Source organism: Pseudomonas cremoricolorata DSM 17059 = NBRC 16634 (assembly GCF_000425745.1).
Taxonomy (GTDB): domain Bacteria; phylum Pseudomonadota; class Gammaproteobacteria; order Pseudomonadales; family Pseudomonadaceae; genus Aquipseudomonas; species Aquipseudomonas cremoricolorata.
In genome coordinates, this window is sequence record NZ_AUEA01000001.1 from 381,774 (window position 1) to 400,231 (window position 18,458).

16 protein-coding genes are annotated in these 18,458 nt (G+C 63.5%); 8 read left to right on the forward strand and 8 right to left on the reverse strand.

Translation table 11 applies throughout. The annotated features are described in order from the left end of the window. Nucleotides 1-19 precede the first annotated feature (19 nt). The 3 genes from H618_RS0101730 to H618_RS0101740 are packed head-to-tail and all read right to left on the reverse strand — an operon-like array spanning nt 20 to nt 3,605. Entirely contained in the window at nt 20-292 is a 273-nt protein-coding gene (locus H618_RS0101730; RefSeq protein WP_028693414.1) for an oxidative damage protection protein, read from the reverse strand. Beyond that, on the reverse strand, nt 289-1,356 hold the full coding sequence (gene mutY, locus H618_RS0101735; protein ID WP_028693415.1) for an A/G-specific adenine glycosylase: 1,068 nt from the start codon (nt 1,354-1,356) through the stop codon (nt 289-291). Before mutY ends, H618_RS0101730 begins: the two co-directional genes overlap by 4 nt. After that, the gene (locus H618_RS0101740) at nt 1,353-3,605 is read right to left on the reverse strand and encodes an AsmA family protein (RefSeq protein ID WP_028693416.1); all 2,253 of its coding nucleotides are present in this window, start codon (nt 3,603-3,605) and stop codon (nt 1,353-1,355) included. The genes mutY and H618_RS0101740 overlap by 4 nt, the downstream gene beginning before the upstream one ends. Before the next feature lie 348 nt (nt 3,606-3,953). Here H618_RS0101740 and H618_RS0101745 point away from each other — a divergent pair, with 348 nt between their 5' ends. The 6 genes from H618_RS0101745 to hisF all read left to right on the forward strand — a co-directional run bounded on the left by H618_RS0101745 (nt 3,954) and on the right by hisF (nt 8,976). Then, a complete protein-coding gene (locus H618_RS0101745) occupies nt 3,954-5,615 on the forward strand; it encodes an OFA family MFS transporter (protein ID WP_028693417.1) in 1,662 nt (553 codons plus the stop codon). Between the two features lie 153 nt (nt 5,616-5,768). Next, nucleotides 5,769-6,362, forward strand: coding sequence for an imidazoleglycerol-phosphate dehydratase HisB (gene hisB / locus H618_RS0101750; protein WP_028693418.1), 594 nt, complete (start codon nt 5,769-5,771; stop codon nt 6,360-6,362). Next, a complete protein-coding gene (hisH, locus tag H618_RS0101755) occupies nt 6,363-7,001 on the forward strand; it encodes an imidazole glycerol phosphate synthase subunit HisH (protein WP_028693419.1) in 639 nt (212 codons plus the stop codon). Beyond that, nucleotides 7,001-7,261 (forward strand): DUF2164 domain-containing protein, encoded by a 261-nt coding sequence (locus H618_RS0101760; RefSeq protein WP_028693420.1) that lies wholly within the window; start codon nt 7,001-7,003, stop codon nt 7,259-7,261. Before hisH ends, H618_RS0101760 begins: the two co-directional genes overlap by 1 nt. A gap of 100 nt (nt 7,262-7,361) precedes the next feature. Then, complete coding sequence (hisA, locus tag H618_RS0101765) at nt 7,362-8,093, forward strand: 1-(5-phosphoribosyl)-5-[(5-phosphoribosylamino)methylideneamino]imidazole-4-carboxamide isomerase (RefSeq protein WP_028693421.1); 732 nt, start codon at nt 7,362-7,364, stop codon at nt 8,091-8,093. 112 nt (nt 8,094-8,205) lie between these two features. Then, entirely contained in the window at nt 8,206-8,976 is a 771-nt protein-coding gene (gene hisF, locus H618_RS0101770; protein WP_028693422.1) for an imidazole glycerol phosphate synthase subunit HisF, read from the forward strand. A gap of 98 nt (nt 8,977-9,074) precedes the next feature. Here hisF and H618_RS0101775 read toward each other — a convergent pair whose 3' ends face one another. From H618_RS0101775 to H618_RS0101790, 4 genes are all read right to left on the reverse strand, one after another. Further along, entirely contained in the window at nt 9,075-11,111 is a 2,037-nt protein-coding gene (locus H618_RS0101775; RefSeq protein WP_028693423.1) for a TonB-dependent receptor domain-containing protein, read from the reverse strand. Between the two features lie 324 nt (nt 11,112-11,435). Continuing rightward, on the reverse strand, nt 11,436-12,614 hold the full coding sequence (choV, locus tag H618_RS0101780) for a choline ABC transporter ATP-binding protein (protein ID WP_028693424.1): 1,179 nt from the start codon (nt 12,612-12,614) through the stop codon (nt 11,436-11,438). Next, nucleotides 12,611-13,459, reverse strand: a complete 849-nt coding sequence (gene choW, locus H618_RS0101785) for a choline ABC transporter permease subunit (protein ID WP_211232348.1) — start codon at nt 13,457-13,459, stop codon at nt 12,611-12,613. Before choW ends, choV begins: the two co-directional genes overlap by 4 nt. 106 nt (nt 13,460-13,565) lie before the next feature. Beyond that, a complete protein-coding gene (locus tag H618_RS0101790; protein WP_028693426.1) occupies nt 13,566-14,513 on the reverse strand; it encodes a choline ABC transporter substrate-binding protein in 948 nt (315 codons plus the stop codon). Between the two features lie 449 nt (nt 14,514-14,962). Between H618_RS0101790 and H618_RS0101795 the strand changes: the two genes are divergently transcribed. Next, on the forward strand, nt 14,963-16,342 hold the full coding sequence (locus H618_RS0101795) for an L-serine ammonia-lyase (protein WP_028693427.1): 1,380 nt from the start codon (nt 14,963-14,965) through the stop codon (nt 16,340-16,342). 387 nt (nt 16,343-16,729) lie between these two features. Beyond that, nucleotides 16,730-17,836, forward strand: coding sequence for a choline metabolism transcriptional regulator GbdR (gene gbdR / locus H618_RS0101800; protein ID WP_028693428.1), 1,107 nt, complete (start codon nt 16,730-16,732; stop codon nt 17,834-17,836). A 144-nt stretch (nt 17,837-17,980) separates the two neighbouring features. Here gbdR and H618_RS0101805 read toward each other — a convergent pair whose 3' ends face one another. Continuing rightward, nucleotides 17,981-18,238, reverse strand: a complete 258-nt coding sequence (locus tag H618_RS0101805) for a hypothetical protein (protein ID WP_028693429.1) — start codon at nt 18,236-18,238, stop codon at nt 17,981-17,983. Nucleotides 18,239-18,458: the final 220 nt, after the last annotated feature.

Below are 18,458 nucleotides of genomic sequence, written 5' to 3' on the forward strand. Positions count from 1 at the left end.
GTCGCTTACGATTTTTCCGTCACGCGCTGGGCGGAACGTAGCCTTCGGCCTGGGCGTAGTCTTCGCCGGCGAAGAACTTGTCCATTTCCGTTTGCAGGAACTTGCGGTCGTCGCCGTTCATCATGTTCAGGCGCTTCTCGTTGATCAGCATGGTCTGGTGCTTTTGCCAATCTTCCCAGGCCTGGCGCGAGATGTTGTCGAAGATGTCCTGACCCTTGGCGCCGGGGTAGGGCGGGCGGTCGAGGCCGGGCAGTTCCTGATTGAGCTTGCGGCACTTCACGGTGCGGGTCATGGGGCATCTCCTGCGGTCAGTTCGTCGGCCGCGCGTTTGAGCAGTTTCTTCACCGGGGCGGCAAGGCCCAGGCGCGGCGGGGTGGCGAGGTTATACCAGAGCCAGTCGGCCTCGGCCACGTGAGCGCCCAGCGGCTCGACGCGGATCAGCCACGGCTCGATGGCCAGCTGAAAGTGGCTGAAGGTGTGGGTCAGGCCGTCCAGGGCGTGGCGCTCGGCCAGGCGCAGGCCGTGCTGCGCGGCGAGGTCGTCGAGCTGGGTCAGATCATCCAGCTGCGGCAGGCTCCACAAACCGCCCCACAGGCCCGTGGAGGGGCGCCGGTAGAGCAGAATGGCGCCGTCCTCGTTGGCCAGCATCGGCATCAGCGTGCGTCGCTGCGGCAGGGTCTTGCGTGGCTTGGGTTCGGGGTAGTGACTTTGCTGGCCGAGCAGGTGCGCTTCGCAGCCGCGTTGCAGCGGGCAGATCAGGCAACTGGGCTTGCTGCGGGTACACAGCGTGGCGCCCAAGTCCATCATCGCCTGGGTGTAGTGGTTGACCCGGGTCATCGGCGTGTAGCGCTCGGCGGTGGCCCACAGCGCGTTGGCCACCTTCGGCTCGCCGGGGTAGCCGGCCTGGGCGGTGTAGCGGGCCAGCACGCGCTTGACGTTGCCATCGAGAATCGGCGCGCGAATGTTCATGCTGATACTGGCGATGGCACCGGCGGTGGAGCGGCCGATGCCGGGCAACTCGGTGAGCTGCTCGACGCTGCGCGGAAATTCGCCGCCATGCTGCTCGACGACGATCTTCGCGGCCTTTTGCAGGTTGCGCGCGCGGGTGTAGTAACCCAGCCCGGTCCACAGGTGCAGCACTTCGTCTTCGGGCGCCTCGGCCAGCGCCTGCACAGTGGGCAGGGCCTGCATGAAGCGCTCGAAGTAGTTGAGCACGGTGCTCACCTGGGTCTGCTGCAGCATGATTTCCGAGACCCACACCCGGTACGGGTTGATGCCCTGTTGCCAGGGCAGGTCATGCCGACCATGGCGGTCGAACCAGTCCAGCACGGCGCTGGAGAACTGCGCGGGGGTCATCGCTTGAACAGCCCCTTGAGCGCGTCTTTGAGTTCAGGACTCACTTTGTCTCCCAGTTTTTCATCGAGTTTTTCGTCCAGCTTGTCTTTGATGCGGTTGCCGGCAAGCTTGGCCGCGACCTGGCCCAGGCCATCCTGGTCGAGGCGGCAGGCCTTGGCGCCCAGCTCCAGCGGGCCGCGGCAGCGCAGTGGCAGTTCCACGCCCACGTAGCGCTCGTTGACCTGGCAGGCCGGGTCAGGCATGGCGCGCTGGTCGCCTTCGACGATCACGCCGACGCGGTAATCCATGCCCAGCACGCGCAGGTCGAGGTCGCCATTGCCATTGAGGGTCAGGCCGGGAATGCGCACTTTCAGGTCTGGGTTGCTGGCCACGCCATTGCGCACCACCAGACTGCCGCGCAGTTCCTGGAACGGCGTGTCCTTGCCGCGCGGCTCGCCGCTCAGTTGCTTGCGGTTGAGGGTGGCGATGGCCTGGCACAGCTGCTGTTCGATGTTGGCGTTGACCAGCACACCGTCGTTGATGGTGAAGTTGGCAGTGCCGTTGAGGGTATCGATCAGCGCCTTCTGGCTGTTGCCGGTGGCGGTGAGGTCGCTGCTCAGGGTCAGCAGGCCTTTGACCGGTGGCGCCTTGTCGGGGCTTTGCGTCTTGATGAAGTGCTCGACCGGCACGCGGTTGATCTTGGTGTTGACGCCCAGTTGCGGCACCGCAGGCCGCACGTCGAGGTTGCCGCGGGCTTCGAAGCTGCCGTTGTACAGCGCGCCGCGCAGGCTTTGCAGGGTGAGCATGCCGCCCTGGCCCTGGGCTTGCAGTTGCGCCTGCTTGATCGGCAGTTTGTCGAGGGTCAGGGCGTCGAAGGCCAGCTCGGCCTGCACGTCGAGGGCGCGCAGGCGGTCGACCGGCAGCAGTTTGTCGTTGCTCCAGGCCACCTGGCTCGGGGCGTTGGGCAGCGGTGTGGTGCCGGCGCCGGCCACCGCGCCGTCTTCTTCCTGTTTCACCTCGGCCTGACGCGCGGCCTTGGCGCCCTTGGCTTCGTCGCTCTTGGCCGGCAGGTAGCGGTCGGCGTCGAAGGTGTCGGCCTTGAGGTTCAGGCGCAGGGCCTGGCGGGCGAAGTCTTCCACGGCCACGCGGCCGCTGAAGGTGCTGTCGTCGAGTTTTACCGTGAGGTCGTCCAGGCTCAGGCTGCTGGGGCTGGCTTGCAGACGGCTGACCACTTCCAGTTTGGCGAATACCGCAGGGTCGGCAGTGGCCGGCAGCGGGTGGCCGATACCGTCGAGGAAGGTGCGCAGGTCGAACTGGGCGATGGACAGCCCGCCGGACACCTGCGGGGTGCTGTCCAGATCGCGCGCGCTCAGCTCGCCCAAGGCGCGCAGCTGGTTGGCGGAAATCTTCAGGCCCGTCCATTCGGCGACGTTCTGCGCCAAGTCGACCATGACCTGGCCTTGAGCGGCGTAGGTCAGGGTCTTGCCGCCCAGCGGCTCGCCCGAGGTTTCACCTGAAAGGCGCATGTCATCGAGGTTGTAGCGCTTGGCCTTGCGGTCGAAACGCAGGTCGCCTGCCAGTTCGCTGCGCACTTTCAGGTTCGGCTGGCCGATGCTGACGAAGCCGCTCGCCTTGAGCGGAATGGTCGCGCCCTGGTGCACGGCGCCGGTGCTCAGCTGAATGCTCTCGGCGTTGAGGGTCTGGCCGCTCTTGGCATCGCTGTACTGCACGCGGGCGTTGTTCACCGTGAGGCTGTCGATGTCGAGTTTCACCGGACGCTCGTTGCCGTCTTCGGTGCCGGAGGTTTCGGGCTTGCCGGCGCTCGAATCGCCGGGCGTGGTGCTGGCGCCCGTTTGATCGCTCGGCAGCGGCTTGCCGATGTCTTCCCAATTGCCATGGCCGTCGGCATCGCGGGTCAGGGTCAGGTTAAGGCCCTCGACGCGCACGTCGCTCATCTGCACTTCCTTGCGCAGCAGCGGCAGCACGCGCACCGACAGGCCGAGCATCTGCAGGTCGGCGAACGGTGCTTTCGGCGCATTCAAGGTGGCGATGCTGGCGTCGTGCAGCTCAAGGCCCAGCCAAGGGAACAGGCTCCAGCCAATATCGCCATTGAGGGTCAGCTCGATGTGCGCCTTGTCCCGGGCCAGCTGGCGGATTTCGTCCTTGTAGTCGTTGGGATCGAACAGGTGGGTCAGGGCGAAGCCCAGCGCCACGATGATCAGCAGCAACCCGAGAAGCCCCAGTCCCAGGATTTTGCCGAACGCTTTCATGGGCAAGTCCTTGTAGTTCAGTGTTGGAAAATTCGAACCGCAGAGTATAGCGCCGTGCTGGGCTTCCCTGTCTGTCTGGCGCAAAAGCGATCCCTCGTCGGGATGTTTGCCCCTGGCCAGTTCGACAGTCTGCCCCAGTGCAGTTCAGTTGCAGTGCAGATTGGTCAGAAATAACGATGGCAGGATGATTCCATCGGCCCCCGCAACTGCTACCCTTGCAGCGTGTTCGTAGCGCCCGCGACGCTTTGTCGCGGGCGTTGTCTTAAACGGCCGGTGGCACCCCGCGTGCAGCCACCCAGAGCCGGGCATTCAATCGGCGAATGCAGCCAACTATAAAAGGAACGACCTATGTCTAGCAGCACGACTGCGGGACGCCCGGCCTCTGCGCCGAGCTTCCTGTCCAAGGAGCGCATCATCGCGCGTCCCGGCTTCAACCGCTGGCTGGTGCCGCCAGCAGCCCTGGCCATCCACCTGTGTATCGGCATGGCCTACGGCTTCTCGGTGTTCTGGCTGCCGCTGTCGCAGTCGCTGGGCATTACCGCGCCGATCGTCTGCTCGCCGGACATGAGCTTCGTCGCCAAGCTGTTCACCACCGAGTGTGACTGGCCGATCTCGATGCTGAGCTGGATCTACACCCTGTTCTTCGTCTTCCTCGGCTGCTCGGCCGCCGTGCTCGGCGGCTGGCTGGAACACGCCGGCCCGCGCAAGGCTGGCCTGGTGTCGGCGCTGTGCTGGTGCGGCGGCATGCTGATCTCGGCGATCGGCGTGAAAACTCACCAGCTGTGGCTGATGTGGCTGGGCTCGGGGGTGATTGGCGGTATCGGTCTGGGCCTGGGCTACATTTCGCCGGTCTCGACCCTGATCAAGTGGTTCCCGGACAAACGCGGCATGGCCACTGGCATGGCGATCATGGGCTTTGGCGGCGGTGCGATGGTCGGTGCGCCTCTGGCCACTGCACTGATGGGGCATTTTGCCAACGGTCAGGACGTTGGTGTCTGGCAGAGCTTCATGGTCATGGCGGCGATCTACTTCGTGTTCATGGTCGCCGGCGCGCTGACCTACCGCGTACCGCCGACCGGCTGGAAGCCTGAGGGCTGGGTGCCACCTGCGAAGAAAGCCGGCAACACCATGGTCACCGACCGTCACGTGCATGTCAGCGTGGCGTGGAAAACCCCGCAGTTCGCCCTGGTATGGCTGGTGCTGTGCCTGAACGTGTCGGCCGGCATCGGCATCATCGGCATGGCCTCGCCGCTGTTGCAGGAAGTGTTCGCCGGCAAGCTGCTGGGCAACGGCCTGAGCTTCAGCGAACTGGATGCCGCGCAACTGGCGCAGATCGCTGCGATTGCCGCAGGTTTCACCGGCCTGCTCAGCCTGTTCAACATCGGCGGGCGCTTCTTCTGGGCGTCGTTCTCTGACTACATCGGCCGCAAGAACACCTACTTCGCCTTCTTCGCCCTGGGCGTTGCGCTGTACAGCCTGGTGCCGAACATGGGCCACATCGGTAACGTGGCGCTGTTCGTGGCGGCGTTCTGCATCATCCTGTCGATGTACGGCGGCGGTTTCGCCACCGTGCCGGCATATCTGGCCGACCTGTTCGGCACGCAGATGGTCGGTGCGATCCACGGGCGTCTGCTGACTGCCTGGGCAGCTGCCGGGGTGTTGGGCCCGGTGCTGATCACCTACCTGCGCGAGTCGCAGCTGGCGGCCGGTGTCGAGCGGGCTGCGGCCTATGACATGACCTTGTACATCCTCGCCGGTCTGCTGGTGCTGGGCTTCTTCTGCAACGCGCTGATTCGCCCAGTGGCCGACAAGCACTTCATGACCGACGCAGAGCTTGCCGCCGAGCGCGCCCTGAGCCACGACAAAGGCGCCGATGGCGCGCAGTCGCTGGAATGGAAAGCCGCTTCCGGCAGCGCGCCGCTGGTAATTCTGGCCTGGGCCGTGGTGGTGATTCCACTGGCCTGGGGTGTGTGGATCACCCTGCAGAAGACGGCGGTGCTGTTCCACTGATCGTCGCCTGAGAGTGGGGGCGGGCTCGACCGTCCGCCCCCACCCACTCGTTCCCGCCGGTGCGCAACGCACCATATGTCATTCGCGTTCCAAGCCAGCACGATCTGGGCCTATAATGGCGCCCTTTCGCCCAATGATTTTGCGGAGCTGGTGATGGTTGAACGTATCGCTTCGGTCGAGCGCAACACCCTGGAAACCCAGGTCAAGGCCTCGATCAACCTGGATGGTACGGGCAAGGCCCGATTCGATATCGGCGTGCCGTTCCTTGAACACATGCTCGACCAGATCGCCCGCCATGGGCTGATCGACCTCGACATCGAGTGCAAGGGCGACCTGCATATCGACGATCACCACACCGTCGAAGACGTCGGCATCACCCTCGGCCAGGCTTTCGCCAAGGCCATCGGCGACAAGAAAGGTATCTACCGCTACGGCCACGCCTATGTGCCGCTCGATGAAGCGCTGTCGCGCGTGGTCATCGACTTCTCCGGCCGTCCCGGCCTGCAGATGCACGTGCCCTACACCCGCGCCAGCGTCGGCGGCTTCGATGTCGACCTGTTCCAGGAGTTCTTCCAGGGCTTCGTCAACCACGCCCTGGTGACCCTGCACATCGATAACCTGCGCGGGCACAACACCCACCACCAGATCGAAACAGTGTTCAAGGCCTTCGGCCGTGCGCTGCGCATGGCCGTCGAGCAGGACGCGCGCATGGCCGGGCAGATGCCATCGACCAAGGGATGCCTGTAAATGCAGACGGTAGCGGTAATCGACTATGGCATGGGCAACCTGCACTCGGTGGCCAAGGCGCTGGAGCACGTCGGTGCCGGCAAGGTGCTGGTCACCAGTGATGCAGCGGTGATTCGCGAGGCCGACCGCGTGGTGTTCCCAGGCGTCGGCGCGATCCGCGACTGCATGGCGGAAATTCGTCGCCTGGGCTTCGACAGCCTGGTGCGTGAAGTCAGCGTCGACCGGCCGTTCCTCGGCATCTGCGTCGGCATGCAGGCACTGCTCGACCACAGCGAAGAGAACCACGGCGTCGACTGCATCGGCCTGTTCCCAGGCCAAGTGAAACTGTTCGACAAATCGACCCAGGAGCACGGCGAGCACCTCAAGGTGCCGCACATGGGCTGGAACGAAGTCAGCCAGGCCATGGCCCACCCGCTGTGGCACGACATTCCCGACCAGGCGCGTTTCTACTTCGTGCACAGCTATTACATCGATGCCGGCAAGCCAGGCCAGGTGGTCGGCCGTGGTCACTACGGCGTCGATTTCGCCGCCGCGCTGGCCGATGGTTCGCGCTTCGCCGTGCAGTTCCACCCCGAGAAAAGCCACACCCATGGCCTGCAACTGCTGCAGAACTTCATCGCCTGGGACGGCCGCTGGTAATGGCTGGCGCGCGCAACAAGGCACCGATACTGACCTTGGCGCCCGAGCAGGAGCGTGAAGCGCTCGACACGCTCAAGCGCTTCGTCGAAGACCGTTTCGAGCTCGAGCTGGGTTCGTTCGAGGTGGCCGAGCTGCTCGAGGTGTTCAGCAAGGACATCGCGCCGCATTACTACAACCGTGCCATTGCCGATGTTCAGCTGCACTTGAAGGAGCGCTTCGAGAGCATCGAAAGCGACGTTTGGGCGTTGGAAAAGAACTGAGAGCTGCACGCTTGAAGCTGAAGCTCGATCACTGATCTGAAATACAGTGCGCACTGCTTGCAGCTTGTCGCTTGCAGCTTGCCGCTCCAAAGGAAAGAGCATGCTGATTATTCCCGCTATCGATTTGAAGGACGGCGCATGCGTGCGTCTGCGCCAGGGCCGTATGGAAGATTCCACGGTGTTCTCTGATGACCCGGTGAGCATGGCCGCCAAGTGGGTCGAGGGCGGTTGCCGTCGCCTGCACCTGGTCGACCTCAACGGCGCCTTCGAAGGCCAGCCGGTCAACGGTGAAGTGGTCACGGCGATCGCCCAGCGCTACCCGAACCTGCCGATCCAGATCGGCGGCGGCATCCGTTCGCTGGAAACCATCGAGCACTACGTCAAGGCCGGCGTCAGCTACGTGATCATCGGCACCAAGGCGGTCAAGCAGCCCGAGTTCGTCGCCGAAGCGTGCAAGGCCTTCCCAGGCAAGGTCATCGTCGGCCTGGATGCCAAGGACGGCTTCGTCGCCACCGACGGCTGGGCCGAAGTCAGCACGGTGCAGGTGATCGACCTGGCCAAGCGCTTCGAAGCCGATGGCGTCTCGGCCATCGTCTACACCGACATCGCCAAAGACGGCATGATGCAGGGCTGCAACGTGCCCTTCACCAAGGCCCTGGCCGAAGCCACGCGCATTCCAGTGATCGCCTCGGGCGGCATTCATAACCTGGGCGACATCCAAGCCCTGCTGGACGCCAAGGCCCCCGGCATCATCGGCGCCATCACCGGCCGCGCGATCTACGAAGGCACCCTCGACGTCGCCGAAGCCCAGGCCTTCTGCGATCAATTCTAAAGGGCAGCGGCGAGCTGTAAGCGGCAAGCGACAAGAACAAGCGAGCACCGTAGCGCTTTGGCTTGCAGCTTGTAGCTAACAGCTCGTAGCTGCTCCCCCAGGAGCCCCCCCGATGGCTTTAGCGAAACGCATCATCCCTTGCCTGGACGTGGACAACGGCCGGGTGGTCAAGGGCGTCAAGTTCGAGAACATCCGTGATGCCGGTGACCCGGTTGAAATCGCCCGCCGCTACAACGAGCAGGGCGCCGACGAAATCACCTTCCTCGACATCACCGCCAGCGTCGATGGCCGTGACACCACGCTGCATACCGTCGAGCGCATGGCCAGCCAGGTGTTCATTCCGCTGACCGTCGGCGGTGGCGTGCGCAGCGTGCAGGACATCCGCAACCTGCTCAACGCCGGCGCCGACAAGGTGTCGATCAATACCGCCGCAGTGTTCAACCCCGAGTTCGTCGGTGAGGCGGCCGAGCGCTTCGGCTCGCAGTGCATCGTCGTTGCCATCGATGCCAAGAAGGTCAGTGGCGCCGGCGAGGCGCCGCGCTGGGAAATCTTCACCCATGGCGGGCGCAAACCGACCGGGCTGGATGCGGTTGAGTGGGCGAAGAAGATGGAAGCGCTGGGAGCGGGCGAGATTCTGCTGACCAGCATGGACCAGGATGGCATGAAGAGTGGCTTCGACCTAGGTGTGACCCGTGCCATCAGCGATGCGCTGGGCATTCCGGTGATCGCCTCGGGCGGTGTCGGCAACCTGCAACACCTGGCCGATGGCATCACCGAAGGCCACGCCAGCGCGGTGCTGGCGGCGAGCATCTTCCACTTCGGCGAATACACCGTGCCTGAAGCCAAGGCCTACATGGCTGCGCGCGGCATCGTCGTACGCTAAATGGTCGAGCGGGCCGGCGTCGCCTGCGTCTACCGCCTTGCACCTCCTGCCACTACAGCCCAAGCCCGTGCCACCCGGCACGGGCCGGCTTTCGGCGTTCAGAACTGCGTCGTTGCCCCCACGAAGTAGGCCCGGCCCGGTACATAAAACCGCGTGGCGCCGTCTCGCGCGTCTTCATCGAGCAGGTTCTGGATACCGGCCTTGACCGTCAGCCAGTCGCTGGCCGTCCACACGCCGGCCAGGTCATAGGTGGTGTATGACTTGATGAAGTCGGTGGCCACTCCGCGCTGCTTGCCGACGTGCTGCGCGGCCAGTTCGGCGTTGAAACGCTGGTTGATCTGCCAGTCGAGGGCGCTGTACAGCGACAGCTTCGGGGCGCTGATCAGGTCTTTGCCGGTGGAAAGGTTGCGGCTTTCCAGCAGGTAGGTGGCATTGCTGCGCCAGGTCACGCGATCAGCGATCACCGGCACGCTGAACGAGCCTTCCCAGCCCCGGGTGCGAGCCTTCTCGGCGTTCTCCAGCACGGTCCACCAGCGGCCTTCATGGAACCCTTTGGGCGCGTACTCGATCTTGTTCCGGAAGTCGGTGTGGAAGTAGGTCAGGCCTGCCTGCCAGTCGTCGAAGTCATAGGCCACGCCCATTTCCTTGCTGATGCTGGTTTCCGGACGCAGGTTGGGGTTGCCGGCCATCCAGCAACCGCCCGTGACATAACCCAACGGCTGCAACGATGTGCAGCCGCGACCTTTCGAAAACGTGGCTGCGCCCGCGCTGCCCTCCTTCAGATTGGGTGCACGAAAGCCTTTTGAAATGCCGCCGCGAAGCGTCCAGTCAGGGTGCGGGTGGTAGACCACATAGGCCCGCGGGCTGTGGTGATTGCCATAGGTGTCGTTGTGATCGAAACGATTGCCCAGCGTCAGTGAAAGGTTATCGAGCAGGAATATCTCGTTCTCGATGAACGCGGCCCAGGTGGTGCGTTGGTAGCTGGAACCTGCAACCGGCTGGCCCTGGTAGTCGACGGGCACGGTGCCGAGGGTTCGGGTGTTGGTCAGCGACTCGCGCATCCATTGGCTGCCCACGGTCAGGCGCTGGTTGAACTGCCACTCCAGGGGCATCGTCAGGCTGCCCTCGACGATCTTTTCCTCAGAGTCGGCTTTTTCTGCGCTGATCTTGTTCTTGAAGCGGTTCAGGTAGGCATCGACCCGTGCCGTAGCGAACCCCAGGTCACCGTTGTAGGAGGTCGAGTAGCTTTCGCGGGTCAACTGCCCGGCCCCGAACGCGCTGATCTGCGACTCAGGCATATCCGACGCCCAGGCCTGTTCGACCCCCTGGCTGACCTCGAACGAGACGCTGTGGTCCTGATTCACACGCCAGTCGAGCAAGGCGTTGGCGCTACGGTCTTTCGCGCCGCCGGCGCCATCGTTGGGCAGCGGCTCGCCCAGCGCGTCCAGCCGCGGTCGTACCTCATCGCTGGCGCGGCGAGTGACGTTGCCGCCCAGGCGCAGGCCGATCGATTCACTGAGCGGCCCCGAGAGGTTGACGCTGGTCTGCTGGGTCTGTCCGCGATCGGAGTTCTGCGGGACTGTGGCATTGGCCTCCAGCGAGCCACTCCAGGTGCGTGACACCTTGCGCGTGATGATATTGATCACCCCGCCCATGGCATCCGAGCCATACAGCGAGGACATCGGGCCGCGCACCACCTCGATGCGCTCGATCATGTTGGGCGAAATCCAGTTCAGGTCCTGGCGCCCGAGGTCGCGGCGGTAGTGGGTATCGGCTGAACTGCCCATGCGCTTGCCGTCCACCAGAATCAGCGTGTACTTGTCGTCCAGCCCGCGCAGCTTGATTTTCGATTGCTCGCCCACCGGCCCGAACCCGCCTGTGACACCGGGCAGGCGGCGCAACAGGGCATTGAGGTCATGCACTGGCTGGCGCTCGATCTCTTCACGGGTAATGACGCTGACGCTGGCCGGCGCATCGCGCAGGTCGGTGCCGCTGCCACTGGCGGTGATGAACGACATTTCCAGTTCAGCGACGGCCTTGTCTGGCGGCTTTTGGGCGTCGGCGTCCGTGGCGTGGGCGAGGGGGGTGAAGAGGGCAACAGCGAGCAGACCGAGGGGTAAAGCGGGAGGGTTCATTGCAGGCCAATCCTTCGTAAGTCAGGAAGTCGGCCGGGATGTTAGTGAAAATGAGAACGTTTCGTGATCTATTCGTAAGTTATTGAGTTTCAAGAAATTTATATAAAAATTTGTGTCGGAGAGCTGCTTGGTGGCAGCCGCTCTAGTTCGCGGTGTTCGCGGGGATTGGGGGGGAGGGCGTGGGGGTTACGGGATGTTACCGGGGGGAGGCGAGGTGGGGGGCCGCTTTGCGGCCCTATCGCGGCTAACCGCAGCGGCGGACCGACCGCTCCTACATGGGCTGTAGGAGCGGCGTAGGCCGCGAAGCTCTTCAGGTCATGAAGATCAACCGTGGTTCTTGCCCAGCAGCGCGTGATACAGCTCGGTATCCCCGAGAATCCCCACCACGCGGTCGTTGTCTTGCAGGACCAGCTTGTTACCCGTGTGGTAACGGATCTGCAGGGCTTCGCGCATGCCGATGTCGGCGTGCACCACGGTCGGGCGGCGGCCGAGGGTTTCGACATCCTGCCCCGGTGCCCAGTGCTGCATGTCCAGGCCATTCTGGCCTTGGCGGGCGCGTTGCAGCGAGCCGCCTTCACCCAAGTCGAGCCAGGCATCTTCGCCAGGGTCGAGGCACACCGAGCCGTTGATGCGTTTGCACTGATCGACGGTGCGCATCAGGCTGCGGCCGCACAGCACGTTGAGCGGGTTGGTGTGGGCGACGAAGGTACGCACGTATTCGTCGGCCGGATTGAGCACGATCTCTTCCGGCTTGCTGTACTGGATGATCCGCCCGTCTTTCATGATGGCGATCCGCGTGCCGAGCTTGAGCGCTTCGTCCAGGTCGTGGCTGACGAAGACGATGGTCTTGTTGAGCTTGCGTTGCAGCTCCAGCAGCTCGTCTTGCAGGCCCTGGCGGATCAGCGGGTCGAGGGCCGAGAACGGTTCGTCCATCAGCAGGATGTCGGCGTCCATCGCCAGCGCCCGGGCCAGGCCCACACGCTGCTGCATGCCGCCGGAGAGCTCGTCGGGCTTCTTGTTGCGCCACTGCGTCAGGCCCACCAGCTCGAGCTTTTCATCGACCAGCTTGCGCCGGTCCTTCTCGGGGCGGCCCTGCATTTCCAGGCCGAAGCTGATGTTCTCGCGCACGGTCAGCCACGGCATCAGGGCGAACTTCTGGAACACCATGGCGATACGCTTGGTGCGCATCATCTTCAGCTCGGCAGCCGAGCAGTGGGCGATGTCGATGTGGTTGCCTTCATGCTCGACGAACAGCTTGCCGCGGCTGACGGTGTTGAGGCCGTTGATGCAGCGCAGCAGGCTCGACTTGCCCGAGCCGGACAGGCCCATCAGTACGCAGATCTCGCCCTTGTTGATATCCAGGTTGGCTTTTTCGACACCGACCACAAGGCCCGTCTGCTTGAGAATCTGTTCGCGGGTCTTGCCCTGGTCGAGCAGCGACAGCGCTTCGCGCGGCTTGTTGGAGAAGATGACGTCGACGTCTTCGAATCGAATGATGCTCATGCTTCACTCCTAGCCGGCAGCTCCGGTTGCTTGCAGATACGGTCGAGCATGATCGCCAGCAGGACGATCGCCAGGCCCGCTTCGAAGCCCAGGGAAATGTCGGCGGTGTTCAGCGCGTTGACCACCGGCTTGCCGAGGCCGTCGGCACCGACCAGCGCGGCAATCACTACCATCGACAGCGACAGCATGATGCATTGGGTCACGCCGGCCGCGATGCTTGGCATGGCGTGGGGCAGTTCGATGCGGGTCAGCAGTTGACGGCGCGAGCAGCCGAAGGCCTTGCCGGCGTCCATCAGTTCCTGCGGCACGTCGCAGATGCCCAGGTAGGTCAGGCGGATCGGCGCGGCGATGGCGAACACCACGGTAGAGATCAGCCCCGGTACCACGCCCAGACCGAACAGGGTCAGGGTGGGGATCAGGTAGACGAAGGTCGGCACGGTCTGCATCAGGTCGAGGACCGGGCGCAGGGCGGTGTAGAACATCGGTTTGTGCGCAGCGACGATACCCAGCGGTACGCCGATGGCGACACACACCACGGTGGCGAAGGTGACCTGGGCGAGGGTCTCCATGGTTTCCTGCCAGTACCCCAGGTTGAGGATCAGCAGGAACGAGAGGGCAACGAAGACGGTGAGGGCGACCCGGCGCTGAATCAGGTGCGCGAGCGCGGCGAAGATAGCGATGAGCACGAAAGGGTTGAACCAGGTCAGGGCGCTGGTGACCCCGTAAATCATGAATTCCAGGCCTTTGGCGATAGCGTCGAAATAGTTGGCGCCGATTTGCGTCAGCCACTCGACGAAGGTTGCCATGTACTGGCCTAGCGGTATTTTCTGATCGATGAGCATGATAGCGAGCTTCCACCTGCAAAGATTGAAATCAGTCCGGGGAGGGCACGGTCCCGCCCCGCGGTAGTGCCTGGCGGCCTGGGCAGACCGCCTGCTATTGCGACTTTCGTTATTGCGTCAGCTTGGCCTTGGCCGCCTCCAGCCCCGGTTTGCCATCGACGGTCGTCACCCCGGCCAGCCAGGTGTCGAGTACTTGAGGGTTGTTCTTCAGCCACGCTTGCGCAGCGGCGCTGGGTTTCATCTTGTCGTCCAGCACCTTGCCCATCAGCGTGCTTTCCATGTCCAGGGTGAACGACAGGTTCTTCAACAGTTGCCCGACGTTGCTGCACTCCTGTGCATAGCCCTTGCGGGTATTGGTATAGACGGTGGCCTTGCCGAAGTCAGGGCCGAAGAAGTCGTCGCCGCCAGTCAGATACTGCATCTGGAAGCGCTTGTTCATCGGGTGCGGTTCCCAGCCAAGGAACACCACGCCTTCGTTCTGCCGCTTGGCTCGTTCGACGGCCGTCAGCATGCCCGCTTCGCTGGATTGCACCAGCTTGAAGCCGGCGTCCTTCAGGCCGAAGGCGTTCTTGTCGATCATGCTCTGGATGGTGCGGTTGCCGTCGTTGCCAGGTTCGATGCCATACAGCTTGGCGCCCAGCTCGTTCTTGAATTTGGCGATATCGGAAAAGTCCTTGAGACCCTTGTCGTACAGCGACTGCGAGACGGCGAGGGTGTACTTGGCGTTTTCCAGGTTGGGACGCAGGGTTTCGACGGTGCCGGCATCGCGATAGGCCTTGATGTCGTTTTCCATGGTCGGCATCCAGTTGCCGAGGAATACGTCGAGGTCTTTGCCGGAAGCGAGGGATTTGTAGGTGACGGGTACCGAAATCATCGTGGTCTTGGTCTTGTAGCCCAAGGCTTCGAGAACGGCGCTGGTGACAGCGGTGGTGACGGTGATGTCAGTCCAGCCTACGTCCGAAAAGCGTACCGTCTGGCACTGTTCGGGTTCGGCGGCCTGGGCCAGCAGCGGTGTGGCTAACAACGCGGCCAGCAACAGCGAGGGTGAGGCTTTCATGGGTGGACTCCATTAATTTTGTCTTCGGGTTCGCGGGGTCGCCGAGCCTTCTTCGGGCTTCGATCGTCCAGGCCTGCAGAGGGCAGGTTGCGGGGCCGTGCAATACGAGTCGCTTTCGATAATCCTCCAGCGTTCGGCATTCGCCTACTGCCAGGGTCGTATCCAGTGCAGCACAGGTCGTATCCAGTATGTGCAATGTCGCTTAGAGATTGTTCTGCCCGCCGAGCGCCGGTTTTGCGGCATCCGGCGCTTTGAAAACGCCCGTGCCAGGGGCTTGCAACGGCGTGTTGCCGGGGCGCTGGTTGACAAAAGTACGTCCGTTGCAGACGGCGAACTGTAGGACAAAAGCCCGATGATGCGCGCATTCACAGTGGTCGGCCGCAGCCTGGCGGACGCATCACGGCACGCAACGACGCGTGCAGACAAGCCCATCAAGAGGTGATTCGACAATGGCCATCAGCGTGTTCGACCTGTTCAAGATTGGTGTGGGGCCGTCCAGCTCCCACACCGTCGGCCCCATGCGCGCCGGCGCGCTGTTCGTGCAGGGTCTGCGCGAACGCAACGAGCTGGAGCAGGTCAGCCGGATCGAGGTGCGCCTGTATGGCTCGCTGTCGGCCACCGGCGTCGGCCACGGCACCGACAACGCCACCATCATGGGCCTGATGGGCGAATGGCCCGACCAGATCGACCCGACCCTGATCGGCCCACGCATCAGCGAACTGCGGGAAACCAACACCCTGCAGCTCGATGGTCGCCTGCCCATCGAGTTCCGCTGGGAGCGCGACATGCTGCTGCTCGACGAGAACCTGCCCTACCACCCCAACGCCATGACCCTGGTCGCCTACGCCCAGGACGGTGATCTGCTGCATGAAGACACCTACTACTCGGTTGGCGGTGGCTTCGTGGTCGATGCCGCGCAGGCTGCAAGCGGTGTGCTTGACGCCGACCAGACGGTGCTGCCGTACGATTTCAACAGTGCCGCCGAGCTGCTCGAGCTGTGCAAGAAAAACGACATGCGCGTGTCGCAATTGATGATGGCCAACGAGCTGACCTGGCGCAGCGAGGCAGACATCCGCGCCGGCCTGCTGAAACTCTGGCGCGCCATGCAGGAATGCGTGAACAACGGCCTGAAGTACGAAGGCACGCTGCCTGGCGGGCTCAACGTGCGCCGCCGTGCGGCCAAGCTGCACCGCAACCTGCAGGAAATCGGCAAGCCCAACGTCATCGGCTCGACCATGAGCGCCATGGAGTGGGTCAACCTGTTCGCCCTGGCGGTCAATGAAGAGAACGCCGCTGGCGGGCGCATGGTCACGGCGCCCACCAACGGCGCGGCGGGCATCATTCCGGCGGTGCTGCATTACTACATGCGCTTCTCCGACGTGGTCGACGAAAGCAACGTGGTCGACTACCTGCTGGCCGCCGCTGCGGTGGGCATCCTGTGCAAGAAGAATGCGTCGATTTCCGGTGCCGAAGTCGGTTGCCAGGGCGAGGTCGGTTCTGCCTGCGCGATGGCCGCTGCGGGTCTGGCAGACATCCTTGGCGGCACCCCGCCGCAAGTCGAGAATGCGGCCGAGATTGCCCTGGAACATAACCTCGGCCTGACCTGCGACCCGGTCGGTGGTCTGGTTCAGGTGCCGTGCATCGAGCGCAACGCCATCGCTGCGGTGAAGGCGATCAACGCCGTGCAAATGGCCTTGCGCGGCGACGGCGAACACTTCATTTCCCTCGACCAGGTGATCCGCACCATGCGTGACACCGGCGCCGACATGCACGACAAGTACAAAGAGACCTCTCGCGGCGGCCTGGCCGTCAGCGCCATCGAATGCTGATGCCCGGATTTGACGCCAAACGGGTCTGATTGCCCCAATCTGGAACACGCCAGTAACGCGCCGGCCGGTATCTGTTACCGCTGCCGGCGCACTGGCCGGTGACACTCGATGATGTCGTTTCTGGACATGTTTCCCACGAGTGCTACCGAAATGCTCAGTGCATAGAAGCAAACGCGCTAGGACGCTGCTTTACCTTTTCTTACAAGCTTATAAGAAAAGTCCATATTGACTGACGTTGAGGTCGTTTTTGGGCTTTGTTGAACGAACATCCAAAACAGGCATGCCAATTGCGTTGCAATTGGCAAAAGCCCCGCAAACGAACCGGGGCCATTACAAGAAACAGTGCCCGCCTGAGGCACACCCTGTATTTGTGTGAGGAGAATCACGATGTCGTCGTCCACCTCCGGGACCCAGTCCCAGAACCGCACAACACCCCAATCCATCGGGTTTCTCCTGCTGGACAACTTCACCCTCATTTCCCTGGCCTCGGCGGTCGAGCCGCTGCGCATGGCCAACCAGCTGTCGGGCCGTGAACTGTATCGCTGGCACACCCTGACCCTCGATGGCGGCCAGGTGTGGGCCAGCGATGGCCTGCAGATCACCCCGGATGCGGCCATGCATGCCGCGCCGACGATGGATACGGTGATTGTCTGTGGTGGCGTCGGCATCCAACGCACCGTCACACGCGAGCACGTCACCTGGCTGCAGGCCCAGGCCCGCCAGTCGCGCCGCCTGGGTGCGGTGTGCACCGGCAGCTGGGCGCTGGCCTGTGCCGGTTTGCTCGACGGCTTCGATTGCAGCGTGCACTGGGAATGTCTGGCTTCGATGCAAGAGGCCTTCCCGCGGGTCAACATGAGCACGCGCCTGTTCACTCTCGACCGTAACCGTTTTACCAGCTCGGGTGGCACCGCGCCGCTGGACATGATGCTGCACCTGATCAGTCGCGATCACGGCCGTGAACTGTCGGCGGCGATCTCGGAAATGTTCGTCTACGAGCGTATTCGTAACGAACAGGATCACCAGCGCGTGCCGCTCAAGCACATGCTCGGCACCAACCAGCCGAAGTTGCAGGAAATCGTCGCGCTGATGGAAGCCAACCTGGAAGAGCCGATCGACCTCGACGAACTGGCGGTGTACGTGTCGGTGTCGCGTCGTCAGCTCGAACGGCTGTTCCAGAAGTACCTGCATTGCTCGCCGTCGCGCTACTACCTGAAGCTGCGCCTGATCCGCGCCCGACAGTTGCTCAAGCAGACGCCGATGTCGATCATCGAAGTGGCCTCGGTATGCGGTTTCGTTTCCACCCCGCACTTCTCCAAGTGCTACCGCGAATACTTCGGCATTCCGCCGCGTGACGAGCGCGTCGGCTCCAACACCACCCAGCAGGTGGCGATGATGCCGATTCCTCAGGCCATGGTGTTGTCCCCGCACAGCGGGCCAATGGCGGCGCTGAGCCAAGCGCGCAACGAGTCGACCTTTGCCAGCGTGAGGCTCTGACAGCGCGGGCAGAACGCTGCGCCTGCACAGGGGTTTGAGCGCTGCTCAGTACCCTGTGGGAGCGGACGGCCCGCCGCTACCGCGATTCGCCACGAACACCTGCAGGCGCCGCTCACACACGTGTCGGCGCCACACTCGACAGCCTCAGCCGCGCTGCTGAAATTGCGCCAGGGCGGGCAGCAATTGTTTGTCTATGGCCTGGCGCACCGCTGGCAGGATGGTCGCGCCACCCTTGTACATGTCCTCGACCATGCCGCGCAGTGCGCGGGCGTTGGGTTCGTTCAATCCGCCAACGGCTTTGGCGCAGGCCTCGTCGGCCGTGGCGTCGGCGGGAATGCTGAAGCCCAGTGCGCGCAGGTGGCCGAGCAGGTCGTCCTGGTCGATCAAGTCGGTATGCATCATGGGTGTCGTCCTCTGGCAGTGAGCGGTGAGCCGATTCTGTGACCTGCCCGGGAGCACAGCAAGGGCAGAATGCGTGCGTGGCAGCTTTGGCTAAGAACAGGTCGTTTACGGCTAACTGCCCCCTCACGCAAATCAGCACACTGAACCCATTCACGGTTTCCGGCGGGTTTGGTCACCCGCCTTCGCACACAGTGGATGCTCGCTCTTGGCCCCGGATGCT

What these genes read in the sequence shown, in the direction of transcription:
- H618_RS0101745 (WP_028693417.1), top strand. Translation starts at nt 3,954, where the DNA reads ATGTCTAGCAGCACGACTGCGGGACGCCCGGCCTCTGCGCCGAGCTTC.
- H618_RS0101740 (WP_028693416.1), bottom strand. Translation starts at nt 3,605, where the DNA reads ATGAAAGCGTTCGGCAAAATCCTGGGACTGGGGCTTCTCGGGTTGCTG.
- hisH (WP_028693419.1), top strand. Translation starts at nt 6,363, where the DNA reads ATGCAGACGGTAGCGGTAATCGACTATGGCATGGGCAACCTGCACTCG.
- hisB (WP_028693418.1), top strand. Translation starts at nt 5,769, where the DNA reads ATGGTTGAACGTATCGCTTCGGTCGAGCGCAACACCCTGGAAACCCAG.
- H618_RS0101775 (WP_028693423.1), bottom strand. Translation starts at nt 11,111, where the DNA reads ATGAACCCTCCCGCTTTACCCCTCGGTCTGCTCGCTGTTGCCCTCTTC.
- H618_RS0101730 (WP_028693414.1), bottom strand. Translation starts at nt 292, where the DNA reads ATGACCCGCACCGTGAAGTGCCGCAAGCTCAATCAGGAACTGCCCGGC.
- hisF (WP_028693422.1), top strand. Translation starts at nt 8,206, where the DNA reads ATGGCTTTAGCGAAACGCATCATCCCTTGCCTGGACGTGGACAACGGC.
- choV (WP_028693424.1), bottom strand. Translation starts at nt 12,614, where the DNA reads ATGAGCATCATTCGATTCGAAGACGTCGACGTCATCTTCTCCAACAAG.
- H618_RS0101805 (WP_028693429.1), bottom strand. Translation starts at nt 18,238, where the DNA reads ATGATGCATACCGACTTGATCGACCAGGACGACCTGCTCGGCCACCTG.
- H618_RS0101790 (WP_028693426.1), bottom strand. Translation starts at nt 14,513, where the DNA reads ATGAAAGCCTCACCCTCGCTGTTGCTGGCCGCGTTGTTAGCCACACCG.
- H618_RS0101795 (WP_028693427.1), top strand. Translation starts at nt 14,963, where the DNA reads ATGGCCATCAGCGTGTTCGACCTGTTCAAGATTGGTGTGGGGCCGTCC.
- H618_RS0101760 (WP_028693420.1), top strand. Translation starts at nt 7,001, where the DNA reads ATGGCTGGCGCGCGCAACAAGGCACCGATACTGACCTTGGCGCCCGAG.
- gbdR (WP_028693428.1), top strand. Translation starts at nt 16,730, where the DNA reads ATGTCGTCGTCCACCTCCGGGACCCAGTCCCAGAACCGCACAACACCC.
- mutY (WP_028693415.1), bottom strand. Translation starts at nt 1,356, where the DNA reads ATGACCCCCGCGCAGTTCTCCAGCGCCGTGCTGGACTGGTTCGACCGC.
- hisA (WP_028693421.1), top strand. Translation starts at nt 7,362, where the DNA reads ATGCTGATTATTCCCGCTATCGATTTGAAGGACGGCGCATGCGTGCGT.